General features: G+C 36.8%; 14 protein-coding genes. All 14 read left to right on the top strand.

Annotation, left to right across the window (positions count from 1 at the left end):
- Positions 1–19 precede the first annotated feature (19 nt).
- The 14 genes from rpsU (at position 20) to pepT (ending at position 14,534) form a co-directional block, all read left to right on the top strand.
- Positions 20–202: a 30S ribosomal protein S21 gene (gene rpsU / locus FHL05_RS01110; RefSeq protein ID WP_010019742.1), complete on the top strand. Its 183-nt coding sequence runs from the start codon at positions 20–22 to the stop codon at positions 200–202.
- 109 nt (positions 203–311) lie between these two features.
- Positions 312–1,289 (top strand): PhoH family protein, encoded by a 978-nt coding sequence (locus FHL05_RS01105; RefSeq protein WP_153385448.1) that lies wholly within the window; start codon positions 312–314, stop codon positions 1,287–1,289.
- Between the two features lie 15 nt (positions 1,290–1,304).
- The gene (gene ybeY / locus FHL05_RS01100) at positions 1,305–1,775 is read left to right on the top strand and encodes an rRNA maturation RNase YbeY (RefSeq protein WP_153385447.1); all 471 of its coding nucleotides are present in this window, start codon (positions 1,305–1,307) and stop codon (positions 1,773–1,775) included.
- Positions 1,776–1,907: 132 nt separating this feature from the next.
- On the top strand, positions 1,908–2,309 hold the full coding sequence (locus tag FHL05_RS01095) for a cytidine deaminase (RefSeq protein ID WP_337692537.1): 402 nt from the start codon (positions 1,908–1,910) through the stop codon (positions 2,307–2,309).
- A gap of 2 nt (positions 2,310–2,311) precedes the next feature.
- Positions 2,312–3,226, top strand: coding sequence for a GTPase Era (gene era / locus FHL05_RS01090; RefSeq protein WP_153385446.1), 915 nt, complete (start codon positions 2,312–2,314; stop codon positions 3,224–3,226).
- On the top strand, positions 3,226–3,984 hold the full coding sequence (gene recO / locus FHL05_RS01085) for a DNA repair protein RecO (RefSeq protein ID WP_153385445.1): 759 nt from the start codon (positions 3,226–3,228) through the stop codon (positions 3,982–3,984). Before era ends, recO begins: the two co-directional genes overlap by 1 nt.
- 224 nt (positions 3,985–4,208) lie before the next feature.
- Positions 4,209–5,117 carry a glycine--tRNA ligase subunit alpha gene (gene glyQ, locus FHL05_RS01080; RefSeq protein WP_153385444.1) on the top strand — a complete coding sequence of 303 codons (909 nt, stop codon included), beginning with the start codon at positions 4,209–4,211 and terminating at the stop codon, positions 5,115–5,117.
- Positions 5,110–7,170, top strand: a complete 2,061-nt coding sequence (gene glyS / locus FHL05_RS01075; protein ID WP_153521828.1) for a glycine--tRNA ligase subunit beta — start codon at positions 5,110–5,112, stop codon at positions 7,168–7,170. The genes glyQ and glyS overlap by 8 nt, the downstream gene beginning before the upstream one ends.
- Before the next feature lie 278 nt (positions 7,171–7,448).
- Positions 7,449–9,272, top strand: coding sequence for a DNA primase (dnaG, locus tag FHL05_RS01070; protein ID WP_153521826.1), 1,824 nt, complete (start codon positions 7,449–7,451; stop codon positions 9,270–9,272).
- Between the two features lie 22 nt (positions 9,273–9,294).
- Positions 9,295–10,422, top strand: coding sequence for an RNA polymerase sigma factor RpoD (gene rpoD, locus FHL05_RS01065; RefSeq protein WP_153385441.1), 1,128 nt, complete (start codon positions 9,295–9,297; stop codon positions 10,420–10,422).
- A gap of 164 nt (positions 10,423–10,586) precedes the next feature.
- Positions 10,587–11,783 (top strand): SAM-dependent methyltransferase, encoded by a 1,197-nt coding sequence (locus FHL05_RS01060; RefSeq protein ID WP_153521824.1) that lies wholly within the window; start codon positions 10,587–10,589, stop codon positions 11,781–11,783.
- A gap of 8 nt (positions 11,784–11,791) precedes the next feature.
- The gene (locus tag FHL05_RS01055) at positions 11,792–12,481 is read left to right on the top strand and encodes a tRNA (adenine(22)-N(1))-methyltransferase TrmK (RefSeq protein ID WP_162000152.1); all 690 of its coding nucleotides are present in this window, start codon (positions 11,792–11,794) and stop codon (positions 12,479–12,481) included.
- On the top strand, positions 12,482–13,273 hold the full coding sequence (locus tag FHL05_RS01050) for a Nif3-like dinuclear metal center hexameric protein (RefSeq protein WP_153385439.1): 792 nt from the start codon (positions 12,482–12,484) through the stop codon (positions 13,271–13,273).
- Between the two features lie 13 nt (positions 13,274–13,286).
- A complete protein-coding gene (gene pepT / locus FHL05_RS01045) occupies positions 13,287–14,534 on the top strand; it encodes a peptidase T (protein ID WP_153521822.1) in 1,248 nt (415 codons plus the stop codon).
- Positions 14,535–14,690: the final 156 nt, after the last annotated feature.

Below are 14,690 nucleotides of genomic sequence, written 5' to 3'. Positions count from 1 at the left end.
CGGAAGGAGGGATTATCATATGGCAAAAACCGTCGTTCGTGAAAACGAGTCGCTTGATGATGCTCTTCGTCGATTCAAACGTTCCGTTTCAAAGAGTGGTACTCTTCAAGAATATAGAAAACGTGAGTTTTACGAAAAGCCAAGTGTCAAGAGAAAGTTAAAGTCTGAGGCTGCTCGTAAGCGCAATAAGAAACGTCGTTAATAGACTTGTTTCGAAAGGTTAAAACATTTATATGTTTTAACCTTTTTTTTATCAAAAAAAACTCTCAATGTGCTATCATTCAAGGTAACAATAGGAGGTTTGTTGTTTATTGACAGAAAAAGTTGAACTAATTAAAAAGAGCATTCAAATCAAGAATCCTCAAAATGCCATCAATCTTTTCGGTGTTAATGATAGTAATTTACATTTAATTGAGGAAGGCTTAGATGTTCAAATTCACGCCTTTGGCGATCGTCTGGATGTAACGGGGACTGAGGAAAATGTTTCTAATACATTGGCATTACTGAAGAAATTAATAGAATTAGCAAATTCCGGAGTTAGTTTGGGTGCTGCTGATGTAGTCAGTGGCTTGAAGATGTCCGAACGAGGAACTTTGGATTATTTTGGTGATTTATATAAGGATGAATTGATCAAAGATTTCAGTGGTAAACCTGTTCGGGTGAGAAATTTTGGTCAACGACAATATGTTAATGCAATCAACCACAACGACATAACATTTGGAATCGGGCCTGCCGGAACTGGTAAAACTTATTTAGCCGTTGTTATGGCAGTTTCTGCTTTGAAACAAGGTAAAGTTCAAAGAATCATTTTGACTCGTCCAGCTGTTGAAGCGGGCGAAAGTCTTGGCTTCTTGCCTGGAGATTTGAAAGAGAAGGTCGACCCTTACATGAGACCTATTTATGACGCCTTGTATGCCATTTTAGGGTCAGAACATACTGGAAGACTATTGGAACGTGGCGTGATTGAGGTTGCTCCTTTAGCCTATATGAGAGGTCGTACTTTGGATGAAGCATTTGTTATTCTAGATGAGGCGCAAAATACGACTCGTGAACAAATGAAAATGTTTTTAACACGTCTTGGATTTGATTCCAAGATGATTGTTAATGGTGATATTTCACAAATTGATTTGCCTGGACACACTCGTAGCGGGTTGATTCAAGCTCAATCAGTTTTGAATAACTTGCCACATATCCATTTCGTCAATTTCACTTCCGCTGATGTTGTTAGACATCCAGTGGTGGCTGAAATTATCGATGCCTATGAGAAATCAGACAAAAATGAAAAATAAGTATTGGGGACTATTATGGACTTAGAAATTTATAATGATGATAATTTAATTGATCAAACAAGAGAGAACTGGGTCAAAGATATCGTGCAATTTACTTTTAATAAATTGGAATTAAAAGATAATACACAATTGTCGATTCACTTTGTAACAAAGGATAAGATTCACGAGATCAACAAAAAATATCGTGATACGGATCGAGCTACTGATGTGATTAGTTTTGCCATTAACGATGGTGAAGATTCACTTGATTACTTGGAAGCGCAAATTCCTGATTTACCAGTTGACTTGGGCGATCTCTTTATCAGTGTAGAAATCGTTGACGAACATGCTAAAGAATACGAGCATTCATTTGACCGTGAATTAGGCTATACGATTGTTCACGGAATTCTTCACTTAAACGGTTATGATCATATTAAAAAAGAAGACGAAAAAGTCATGATTGGCTTACAAGAAAAAATTCTCAGTGCTTATGGATTAGAAAAGTAGAAAACAATTATAAATTGGAATATAAGGCGAATTTAGCTTTATATTCTTTTTTTTACTTATTACTTTCTAGTTAAGGGAATCTCTTGTATTATAATTAATAGTTAAGATACATATTAAAGGAGACTGTAACTAGTGGAGATTAACGAGAAGCAATTATTTGAGATTGCAAGTAAGGCAATGGAAAATGCCTATACTCCTTATTCGAATTACAAAGTGGGTGCAGCAATACTTTGTGACGATGGAAAAATTTATTCTGGTGTCAATGTTGAAAATGCATCCTTTGGATTGACGAATTGTGCCGAAAGGACAGCTATCTTTAAGGCTGTTTCAGAAGGTGCTAAGAAGGTTTTGGCGATTGCAATTGTCAACCAGACTAAAGTGATGTCAAAGCCTTGTGGAGCTTGTCGACAAGTGATGAGCGAATTCATGGGTCCAGAAGATGTCGTTTTTTTAGCAAATAGCCAAAACGAATACAAAGAATTTACTTTTAAAGAAATTTTGCCACTAGCATTCAGTGATGAGGACATGGATTAATTATGGATAACAAAAATTTTAAATCAGGTTTCGTAGCAATTGTAGGACGTCCTAACGTTGGTAAATCAACATTTATGAATCGTATTATTAAAGAACAGATTGCAATTACTTCACCGAAAGCACAAACAACACGTAACAAGATTCAAGGTATTTATACGGATGATGAACGTCAAATCATTTTCTTGGATACACCCGGTATTCACAAGCCTCACAACGACTTGGACCAATATATGGATAAAGCTGCTATTTCAGCTCTAAAAGAAGTTGATGCTGTTTTATTCATGACTGAAGCTGGCGAACAAGCAGGTCCTGGAGACAAGTTTATTATTGAAGAATTGAAAAAAGTCAAAGCACCAGTTTTCTTAGTTTTGAATAAAATTGATTTGATCAATCCTGACGAAATGGCGCCACAAATTGACGAGTATAAGGATTTAATGGATTTTGCCGAAGTAATTCCAATTTCAGCAACTAATGGTAATAATGTTGAAGACTTATTCGACACTTTGACAAAACATTTGCCAGAGGGACCACAATATTATGCAGCTGACCAAATTACCGACCACCCAGAATACTTTATCGTTGGTGAATTGATTCGTGAGAAGATTTTGGAAGATACCCGTGATGAAATTCCCCACTCAGTTGCTGTTGTCGTAGAATCGATGAAACAAAGAAGCGAAGCTGGAAAACTCCAAGTTGAAGCTTATATTTATGTTGAACGCGAGAGCCAAAAGCCAATCGTTATCGGTCGTGGCGGTTCAATGTTGAAGAATATTGGGATTGGTTCACGAATCAAGATTGAGCACCTCTTAGGCGAAAAAATCAATTTGAAGCTTTGGGTTCGAGTTAAAAAGAATTGGCGCGATGATCCTGCTTTCTTAGCTAGTGCTGGCTATTCACTAAAGGATCTCAATAATTAATGCACCAAACGCCTACTAATTTTTTTGGTATCGTCGTTCGTCGACAGCGCTATAAAGAACGGGATGCTTTAGTTACGATTTTGACCAAAGAATATGGCTTTAGAACTTTTTTGGTCAGAGGTACACAAACAGCTAAGTCCAAGATTTCTGGGTCAGTGATCACTTTTTCCTATGGTGAATATTCAGGCGTCGTCAAAAAAGAAGGTCTGTCTTATTTGAATTCAGCTAGTGATATCAAACAATTTGATGAAATCATCAATGATATCGAATTGAATGCCTATGCGACCTTTTTATTTGACCTCTATCATGAAGCCTTTATCGATGATCCAGTGCCGGATAACTGGTATCGGATGTTGTTTAAAGCTTTGCTTTATATTGAAAATGGTTCTGATGCCCAAATCATCGTTAATATTATGCAGATGAAACTCTTAAAGGCCTTTGGCGTTGAACCCAATATGGATTCTTGCGTCGTTGGCGGCGAAACTGAGGGTGTGTTTGACTTTTCAGTTTTATTAGGTGGCTTACTTTGTTCAAAGCATTTCGATAGCGATATTCATCGGCTGCACATTCCTAAACGAATCGTCTATTTTTTAAGATTGTTTAGCAAAATCAGCCTTTCACAAGTGGGAAAAATTGAGATTAAAGAGAACAATAAAGATTTGATTCAACATGCTATTGATGCTATCTATTTAGGAACAGTTGGTTATTATCCTAAAAGCAAAACTTTTATTGATAAAATGAAGCGTTGGCATTTGTAGTTAATTGACAATCATTAAAAAAATGGTTATATTGATAAATGTTGAAACAGCGACGAAGGACAGTGAAAGCTTCGAACAGATTTATGGCGTACAAATTTAATTTGAATATAAAAGAGCAGGACTTTGTCCTGAATTAGGGTGGAACCGCGAATACTCGTCCCTTGCAGAAGTACCTCAGTGTACCTGCAAGGGATTTTTTTGTGTTTTGTCCGAAGGGAGAAAAAATGGTTAAGAAGTTAAATATACAAGATATGATTCTTACGCTTCAAAAGTTTTGGGGCAGTAAGGGCTGCATGTTGATGCAAGCCTATGATACAGAAAAGGGTGCTGGTACCATGAGTCCCTATACATTTTTACGTGCGATCGGGCCGGAACCATGGAATGCAGCTTACGTTGAACCATCAAGACGTCCAGCTGATGGTCGTTATGGCGAGAACCCTAATCGTTTGTACCAACACCACCAATTCCAAGTTGTTATGAAGCCAGCTCCAGAAAATATTCAAGAATATTACTTGGATTCATTGAGAGCTTTAGGAATTGAACCTTTGGAACATGATATTCGTTTCGTTGAAGATAACTGGGAGAACCCTTCAATGGGCTGTGCCGGTGTTGGCTGGGAAGTTTGGCTTGATGGTATGGAAGTTTCACAATTTACATACTTCCAACAAGTCGGTGGACTCCAATGTCATCCAACAACTAGTGAGATTACATATGGTGTTGAACGTTTAGCTTCATATATTCAAGATGTTAACTCAGTTTACGATCTTGAGTGGGGCGACGGCGTTTTATACGGTGATATTTTCAAAGAACCAGAATATGAACACTCAAAATATTCATTTGAAGAAAGCAATCAAGATATGTTGTTTAAATTCTTCGATGAATACGAAAAAGAAGCTAATCGCTTGATGGATTTAGGCTTAGTTCACCCAGCTTACGATTATATTTTGAAATGTTCACATACATTTAACTTGCTTGATGCTCGTGGTGCGGTTTCAGTTACAGAACGTGCTGCCTTCTTGTCAAGAATTAGAAAGATGGCTCACAAGGTTGCCAAAGCCTTCGTTGAAGAAAGAAAGAAACGTGGCTTCCCACTTCTAGCAAACAGCCAAGTAAAGGAGAATGAAAATGCCTAAAAATTACTTATTAGAAATCGGTTTGGAAGAAATGCCAGCCCATGTCGTTACTAAGAGTGTTAACCAATTTGCTCAAAGAGCTGAAAAATTCTTAAAAGAAAATCGTATTTCCTTTGATTCAATCGAAAAATTTTCGACTCCTAGACGTTTGACGATTCTTGTTAAGGGAATTGCTGACAAGCAAACTGATATTGATGTTAAAGCTAAGGGACCATCAAAGAAAATTGCTCAAGATGCTGATGGCAACTGGACTAAAGCTGCTCAAGGATTTGCCCGTGGCCAAAAGATGACTCCTGACGACATCTTTTTTGAAGAACTAAAAGGTGTTGAATACGCCTATATTCAAAAACACGAAGACGGTAAAAAAGTTGAAGATATTTTGACTCATATGGACGAGGTAATTACAGCAATTACCTTCCCAACAAGAATGCGTTGGGGCTCATATGATTTCGAATATATCAGACCAATTCACTGGTTAGTTTCATTGCTTGATAACAAAGAAGTTCCTGTTCAAGTGCTCGATATTAAATCAGGTCGCATGACACGTGGACACCGTTTCTTAGGTGAAGATATCGAAATTGACGATGCTAAAAATTACGTTGAAAAATTAAAATCACAATTTGTGATTGCTGATGCTAAAGAACGTAAACAAATTATCTCTGACCAAATTGATAAAATTGCCAAGGATAACGACTGGGATATTGATGTTGACGCTGATTTATTGGAAGAAGTTAACAACTTAGTTGAGTATCCAACAACATTCTATGGCTCATTTGATAAGAAATATTTGGAAATCCCTGACGAAGTTTTGATTACTTCAATGAAGGATAACCAAAGATATTTCTATGTTCGTGACCAAGAAGGCAACCTTGCTCCGTACTTTATTGGGGTTAGAAACGGTAATTCAGAACACATTGAAAATGTTGTTCGTGGTAACGAAAAAGTGCTTGTTGCTCGTTTGGAAGATGCCGACTTCTTCTTTAAAGAAGACCAAAAGAAGACTATTGCTGATTACGTTGAAAAACTCAAATCAGTTAACTTCCACGTTAAAATCGGTACAATGTACGAAAAAATGGCTCGTGTTCACCAAATTGCCGATTACCTAGCAGATTTATTTGGTTTGTCAGCTTCAGAAAAGACCGACCTATTACGTGCTAGTGACATTTATAAATTCGACTTGGTAACAAGCATGGTCGACGAGTTCTCAGAGTTACAAGGTGTCATGGGTGAGAAGTACGCTGAAATCATGGGTGAAACAAAAGGCGTTTCTCAAGCAATCAGAGAACACTATATGCCAATTTCTTCAGAAGGCGATTTGCCTGAAACTAAAGTTGGTGCAGCTTTGGCAATTGCTGACAAATTGGATTCCATCATCACATTTTTTGCCGTTGACTTGATTCCAAGTGGTTCAAATGACCCATACGCCTTGCGTCGTCAAGCCTATGGTATTATCAGAATCTTGAATCAAAACCAATGGTCAATGAACTTAGATGATTTGCAAGATTATTTGAAAGCTAATCTAACTATTCCAGCAAAATTAGACTTGAGTAAGCATGAAAAAGACGTCAACGATTTCATGATTGATCGTGTACGTCAATTGTTGAAACAAGATAAGATTCGTGTTGATATTATTGATGCTGTGGCTGGTGGTTCAAATATTGATCCAATCAAGATGATCGACGTTGCAAAAGTCTTACAAAATCATGCTAACGACGATGACTTCAAGGTAGTGATGGAAGCTCTTGGTCGAATCGTTAACTTATCTAAGAAAGCTAAGTTTGATTATTCTGATGACTTAACAGTTGATGATGCATTGTTTGAAAATCCATCAGAAGCTAAGTTAAAAGAACAAGTTGCCAATGTCAGTGACGACAGTGCTGAAGCTTTGTTCAAACAATTAGCCGCTTTACGTCCTACAATCGATTCATACTTCGATGAGAATATGATTATGGCTAAGGATGAAAAAGTTAAGAATAATCGTTTGACACAACTAGTTATTGCTAATCACTTGATTGCCAAATTAGGTGACTTGTCAAAAGTACTTACTAAATAATTAATATTCTAAAAAGTAATTATATCCTCAAGGGTATGATTGCTTTTTTATTTCCAATCAAAAAAGTTATAAATTACCAGTTAAATGACGTGACTTTTTAGATAGACCGTGTATAATAAATAGTTGACAAGCGACCAGTGGTGCCAGTTTGCACTTTTTGTGGGAGCACTTTTTTATTTCTTGGTCGTTATGTATTGATGCAACATGTTTGTTTTCATGAAATGAATGTGTTAAATTATGATTCACCGTTTTGTTAAACATATGAGGAGGTGACGGCCATGGCAACGAGAATTCCTCAGGAATTCATTGATGAAGTTACCTCGAAGACTAATATTGTCGATGTTATCAGCAAATATGTACAGTTAAAGAAATCTGGTAAAAATTTGTTTGGACTTTGCCCGTTTCATGAGGAACGAACACCATCGTTTTCAGTTGCGGAGGACAAACAAATTTTTCATTGCTTTAGCTGTGGTCGTGGTGGAAATGTTTATAAATTCATTATGGAAATGGAAAATAAGAGTTTTCCAGAATCTGTAATTGAAGTTGCCCAAATGGGGAATATTCCCGTTCCTGATCAATATGAAGCTAGAAACACGCAATATCAAAATTCTGACAGTCGAACATTATTAAAAATGTATAGCGATGCGGCTAAACTTTACAGTCACATTCTGACTAAGACTGAAAATGGTACTCCAGCTTTGAAGTACTTGAAGAATCGAGATCTTTCGGATGATTTGATTCAAACATTTGGAATCGGATATGCGCCTAATAATAATAATCTTTTATTACAGTTTTTCAAAGATCGTGAAATCACAGAAGATGTTTTACGAAAATCAGGATTGTTCGCTGAAAATCAAGAGGGCGAGTTGTTTGACCGCTTTCGTGATCGGGTGATGATTCCAATCACTGATGAGTCTGGTAATATTATTGCCTTTTCAGGGCGTGTTTTAGATAAGAATGCTTCAACGGCAAAATATTTGAATAGTCCTGAAACTGAGATTTTCAATAAAGGTAAGACGTTGTTTAATTTAAATAATGCCAAAAAAGAAATCCGTGAGAAAGGAAACGTAATCCTTTTTGAAGGATTTATGGATGTTATCAGTGCTTATAAAGCAGGCGTTACTAATGGAGTAGCTTCGATGGGTACCAGTTTGACCGACGATCAGCTTTATGTTTTGAGTCGATTGACTGATAAAATCAATGTCTGCTATGACGGAGATGACCCCGGAGTCGAGGCAACTTATCGGGCTTTGACGCAATTGACCGATGACCGGTTCACTTATGGCGTGATCAGTATCCCTGATAAGAAGGACCCCGATGAATATATCAGAAGCGAAGGCGCACAGAAGTTTCAAAATTTAGCAAATGGTGGCGTGCAAACTCCAATTTCCTTTATTTTGAATTACTTCAAACGCAATTATAATCTGAACAACGAACATGACCAATTAGAATTTCTAAATCAGTCATTGCAAGAAATTGTTAAATTGCAATCACCCGTTGAAGTTGATATGTATGTTGGAAAAGTTGCTGATGAAATGGGTGTTTCTAAAGAGTCGATCAATAAGGAATTAGATTCCTTGCGTCGACAAATGGAAATCCAAAAACCAGCTAACAATTACAAAAATGTCCAAAAAAAGGCTTTAGAAAAGGTCACATCTACTGTCAAGCCTAAGTATGACCGCTTAGAAAAGTCTGAGAGATATTTACTATATTGGGCAATCAATTTCCCTGAAATCAGAGTAAATCTGAAAGGTGATGGTTTTAGTTTCGTTCATCAAGACTACCAACGAATTTTTGATTCATTGCTAGCTTATGTTGAAGAAGAAGATATTGACGAGGATGTTAATATTTCTGAGTTCATGAACTTTTTAAGCGATGAAGATAAAAATTTGTTAGCGGAATTAGAGATGATGAATATGCCTGAAGAATATAATGATCAAGAAATTGATGATTATATGAGGAATATCAAAAATTCAGGTTTAGAGTCACAGCTTGGAGATATCAATCAACAGTTGAAGAAAGCTGCTTTAGTTGGCGACAACAAATTGCAGTTGGAATTAGCTCAAAAATTGATTAATCTGAGAAGAATCCTTAGCAATTAAGCATACTGGAGGAATATAATATATGGCTACAAAGAAAACAGCAACAAAAACACCAAAAGTATCAAAAGAATTGAAAGCTGCTACTAAAAAACTTATCAAAGATCTTAAAAAGACCGGTAAGATTACAGAAGATGACCTTCAAGAAAAAATCATCAAACCTTACAAATTAAAAGGCGAGGCTTTGAACAACTTCATCAGTGAGCTTGAAGATGTTGGTATCGGTGTTGTTGATGATAAAGGTAATCCAAGTAAGCTAGCTCTTATGAAAGAAAAGAGCGAGGCTAAAAAGAGTAAGAAATCTACTACAACTACTACTGATATTAAAGTTAACGACCCAGTTAGAATGTACTTAAAGGAAATTGGTCGTGTTCCTTTGCTTAATGCTCAACAAGAAGTTGACCTTGCTTTGAAGATTGAACAAGGCGATGAAGAAGCTAAACAAGCTTTGGCTGAAGCTAACCTTCGTTTGGTTGTTTCAATTGCTAAGAGATACGTTGGACGTGGAATGCAATTCTTGGACTTGATTCAAGAAGGTAACATGGGTCTGATGAAGGCTGTTGAAAAATTTGATTACCGTTTGGGATTTAAGTTTTCAACTTATGCAACTTGGTGGATTAGACAGGCTATCACGCGTGCTATTGCTGACCAAGCTAGAACTATTCGTATTCCAGTTCACATGGTTGAGACCATCAACAAGTTGATTAGAATTCAACGTCAATTGCTTCAAGATTTGGGTCGTGAACCACTTCCAGAAGAAATTGGTGCTGAAATGGATATGCCTACTGGTAAAGTTCGTGATATCTTGAAGATTGCTCAAGAACCAGTTTCATTGGAAACACCTATTGGTGAAGAGGACGACTCGCACCTTGGCGATTTCATTGAAGATTCTGATGCAACAAGTCCTGAAGACCACGCTTCTTATGAATTGTTGAAGGAACAACTTGAAAATGTTTTGGATACTTTAACAGATCGTGAAGAAAATGTTTTACGTCTTCGTTTCGGCCTTGACGATGGTCGTACAAGAACACTTGAAGAAGTTGGTAAAGTCTTCGGTGTTACTCGTGAAAGAATTCGTCAGATTGAAGCAAAGGCATTGAGAAAGTTGCGTCACCCATCAAGATCTAAACAATTAAAGGATTTTCTTGAGTAAAATAGTAACTGTTTTGAGGATTGCCCTAGAGCAATCCTCTTTTTTTGTGAAAAAAGTGCTTTTAAAGACATTTTTATGAATATGTTTCTGAAAATTGGGAGTTTTCATTTATATTTTTTCACATTTTGATTTACAATTAGTATATATTTATTTTGGAGGATGTTATGTTAGATAAAAAGATTTATGATGAAATATTTGAACGTTCATTTACTATTCCTATTAAAGTTATTTTTTGGGATGGCAAAGAAAAGAATTACGGACCAGAGGGAAAATCTGATATAACTATCAAATTTAATGATAAGATTCCTATATCTGAGGTTGTTAAACATGCCACACTTACTTTAGGTGAAGCATATATGGACAAGAAGATTGAAATTGATGGCTCAATCCAAAAATTGATTTCTTCAGCTTACACACAATCAGACAGTTTCATGTCCAGTGCCAAATTAAAGAAAATCATTCCTAAGTTCAGTCACACTGAAGAAGGAAATAAAAAAGAAATTCAAGAACACTATGATATCGGTAATGATTTTTATAAGTTATGGCTTGATAAGACTTTGACATATTCATGTGCTTATTTCAGAACTCCTGAGGACACTTTGGAACAAGCTCAAATGAACAAAGTTCACCATATTTTAAATAAGTTGAATACTAAACCTGGAGAAACAATCCTTGATATTGGTTGTGGTTGGGGAACATTTATGTTCACAGCTGCTAAAGAATACGGCTTGAAAGCTAAGGGTGTAACTCTTAGTCAAGAACAATACGATTACGTTAACCAAAAGATTCAAGACGAAAACTTAACTGACCAAATGGAAGTTATGCTTGAAGATTACCGTGAAGTCAACGAAAAATTCGATCACGTCGTTTCAGTTGGTATGTTCGAACACGTTGGTAAGGAAAACTTGCCTGGCTATTTCCAAACTGTTAAAGACCTTTTGAAGCCAAATGCTAATGCTTTGATTCACGGTATTACTGGCCAACATTATGGTGTCGGTGTCGATGCTTGGTTAGTTAAATATATCTTCCCAGGTGGCTACATTCCTGATCTTAAGGAAAACGTTGGTCATATCTTGGATGCTAAACTCCAAATCGATGACTTAGAACCACTTCGTCGTCACTATCAAAAGACAGTTGAAATTTGGGATCACAACTTCAACAAGGTCAAGGACCAAGTTAAGCAGATGTATGGCGAAAGATTCGTTCGTATGTGGGACTTATATCTTCAAGCCTGTGCTGCTTCATTTGAAAGTGGTAACATCGATGTTGTGCAATACTTATTGACAAACGGACCTAGTGGTACTGCAATGCCAATGACACGTGAATACATGACAGACTTAGACAGAAAGACTGCAGAATAGAGGACAATGTGACTTTACTATCAAAGAGATTACAAGCTGTTTATCAAATGGTTGATAACAATGTGAGAGTGGCTGATATCGGATCAGACCACGCTTATTTGCCCGTAGAATTAATCGAACAAGGAGTTGCTTCATATGCGATTGCAGGTGAAGTGGCACCTGGTCCAATGTCTCGCTCAAAAGAAGACGTCGAGAAGTTCGGACTCAGTGAAAAAATTGATGTTCGTTTAGGTGATGGTCTTGCGGTTATTACTGATAACGACGCAATTGACACAGTTGTGATTGCCGGAATGGGAGGAATATTGATTCAAAATATTTTAACCAGAGCGACAACTGAACAACTGCAAAACGTTAAGACTTTAATTCTGCAACCTAACATTGGTGAGCCTCTTGTACGTCACTGGTTGGTGGAGAATAATTTTGCAATCGTCGATGAAGATATCGTTGAAGAAGATCATCACGTTTACGAAATTATCAAAGCTAACAAAGTTGAGAATCCAGTTAGTTTGACTGAAGCCCAATTTTTGATGGGACCAATTTTGATCGATAAGAAGACAAAGACTTTTGTTGCTAAGTGGCAACATAAACTCAATAGCTATCAAAAGGCAGTTGAGAACATGGGTCATGCTAAAAAAGTCGATCAAGATAAAATTGATGTAATGAACCGATATATTAAATATATTGAGGAGATACTCTAAATGGTTAAAGTTCAAGATATTATTAATAGAATAGAAGAAACTGCACCATTATCAATTAAAATGGAAGGTGACCCCACAGGTTTTCAATTAGGCGATCGTAAGCAAGATGTCAAAACCGTTATGACAGCCTTAGACGTCAGACCAAATGTGGTTCAAGAAGCCATTGAAAAAAAGGTCGACTTGATTGTGGCACACCATCCATTGATGTTTCATGCTGCTCATAATTTAGATTTAGCTTCGCCACAAAATAAAATGTATTGTGACTTGTTATCTCATAATATTTCCGTCTATGCCGCTCATACTAATATTGATAAAGCTCATGATGGTATGAATGACTGGTTGATGGAAGAATTAGGTTTGGAAAATGCTCGCTTCATAGATGAAAATGACGATTATTCGATTGGTCGTATGGGTCAATTGAAAGAACCTATGGATTTAGTTGATTTCGCCAAAATGGTTCGTGATGCCTTTCATGTTCAGAATTTACGCTACGTAAAATCTGATTTAGGACAAAAAGTTAAAAATGTTGCCATAATCGGTGGCGATGCTGGCAAGTTTTATCCAGAAGTTTTGAAGGCTGGTGCCGATACCTTTATTACTGGAGATGTTTACTACCATACGGCCCAGGATATGATGGCTAATGGTCTGAATGTAATCGATCCCGGTCACCATATTGAAGTAATCTTTATTAAAGAAATGGCAAGTATCTTAAATGATTGGAAAAAATCTAATAAATTCGATGTAGATATAGTACAATCAGAAGTGGATACAGAACCATATAATTTCTTATAGGGAGCGTATAAAAATGGCAATAAAATATGAAAAATTGATTCCTCGCTTTTTGGGATATGTTAAGCAAAATACCCGTTCAGATGAGAATTCAACAACAATTCCTTCGACGAAGAGACAAACAGTCTTTTTAGAGAAGCTGGCTGATGAATTAAAAGAAATCGGCATGGAGGATGTCAAAATCCGGAAAGTTGATTCATATTTAACGGCTAAGTTGCCTTCAAATCTTGATAAGGATGTTCCAGTCTTAGGATTGATTTCTCACATCGATACTGCTGACTTTAATTCTGAAAATATCAAACCTAAAATCGTTGAAGATTATGATGGCAAGAGCGTTATCAACTTGGACGATAAAGGCGAATATACTTTGGACCCAGCTGTTTTTCCTTCATTGAAGAACTACGCTGGTCAAACTTTGATTACTGCTAGTGGCGATACACTTTTAGGTTCCGATGATAAATCTGGTGTGGCTGAGATCATTACAGCCATGGAATACTTGATTGGTCATCCAGAAGTTAAACACGGTGAAATTAAAATCGGCTTAGGTCCTGATGAAGAAATCGGAACAGGTGCTAAGCATTTTGATGTCAAAGACTTTGGTGCCGACTTCGCCTATACAGTTGATGGTGGTCCAGTAGGTCAATTGGAATTTGAAACTTTCAGTGCTGCTAGTTTGAAAGTTCATATTACTGGTAAAGATGTTCACCCATCTGGCGCTAAGGGTATCATGGTCAACTCATTGTTAATTGCTAATGAATTCCAAAGTGCCCTTCCTGCTGATGAAGTACCTGAAAAGACTGATGGTCGTGATGGTTTCTTCTTACTTTGCGATGAACAAGGTTCAATCGATCATACTGATATGAATTATATTATTCGTGACTTTGAACGTGACGGTCTAAAAAGCCGCAAGGACAAGGTCACAGAAATCGTTAAGTCATTGAATGACAAGTATGGTGAGGGTACTGTTAAAATCGATATGGGCGACCAATACTACAACATGTATGATGTTATGAAAGACCATATGGAAGTAGTTCACTTAGCTGAACAAGCTATGAAGAACTTGGATATAGAACCAGATGAAGCCCCAGTTCGTGGTGGGACTGATGGTTCAACAATTTCCTTTATGGGTCTACCAACACCAAACTTGTTTGCTGGTGGCGAAAACATGCACGGACGCTTTGAATATGTGGCTGAAGAGTCAATGGAAAAAGCTGTCGATGTAATTTTAGAAATTATTAAATTAAATAATGATAATAAAAAATAAAGTTAATTCGTTTAGAAGGTAGCTTTATCGGCTGTTCGTCAAATTAAGTTGATGGCAGTTTACATAAGCAGTTAGATCATAATTGGTCTAGCTGTTTTTTATTTGGCTGACGAGCTTGCTCGGAGCCAAAAAATTTGAAGATTGATACGCTTAATA

It is taken from the genome of Companilactobacillus halodurans (assembly GCF_009600995.1).
Lineage (GTDB): Bacteria > Bacillota > Bacilli > Lactobacillales > Lactobacillaceae > Companilactobacillus > Companilactobacillus halodurans.
The sequence above is the reverse complement of the archived record's forward strand: the minus strand, read 5'-3'. Positions and strand labels throughout refer to the sequence as shown.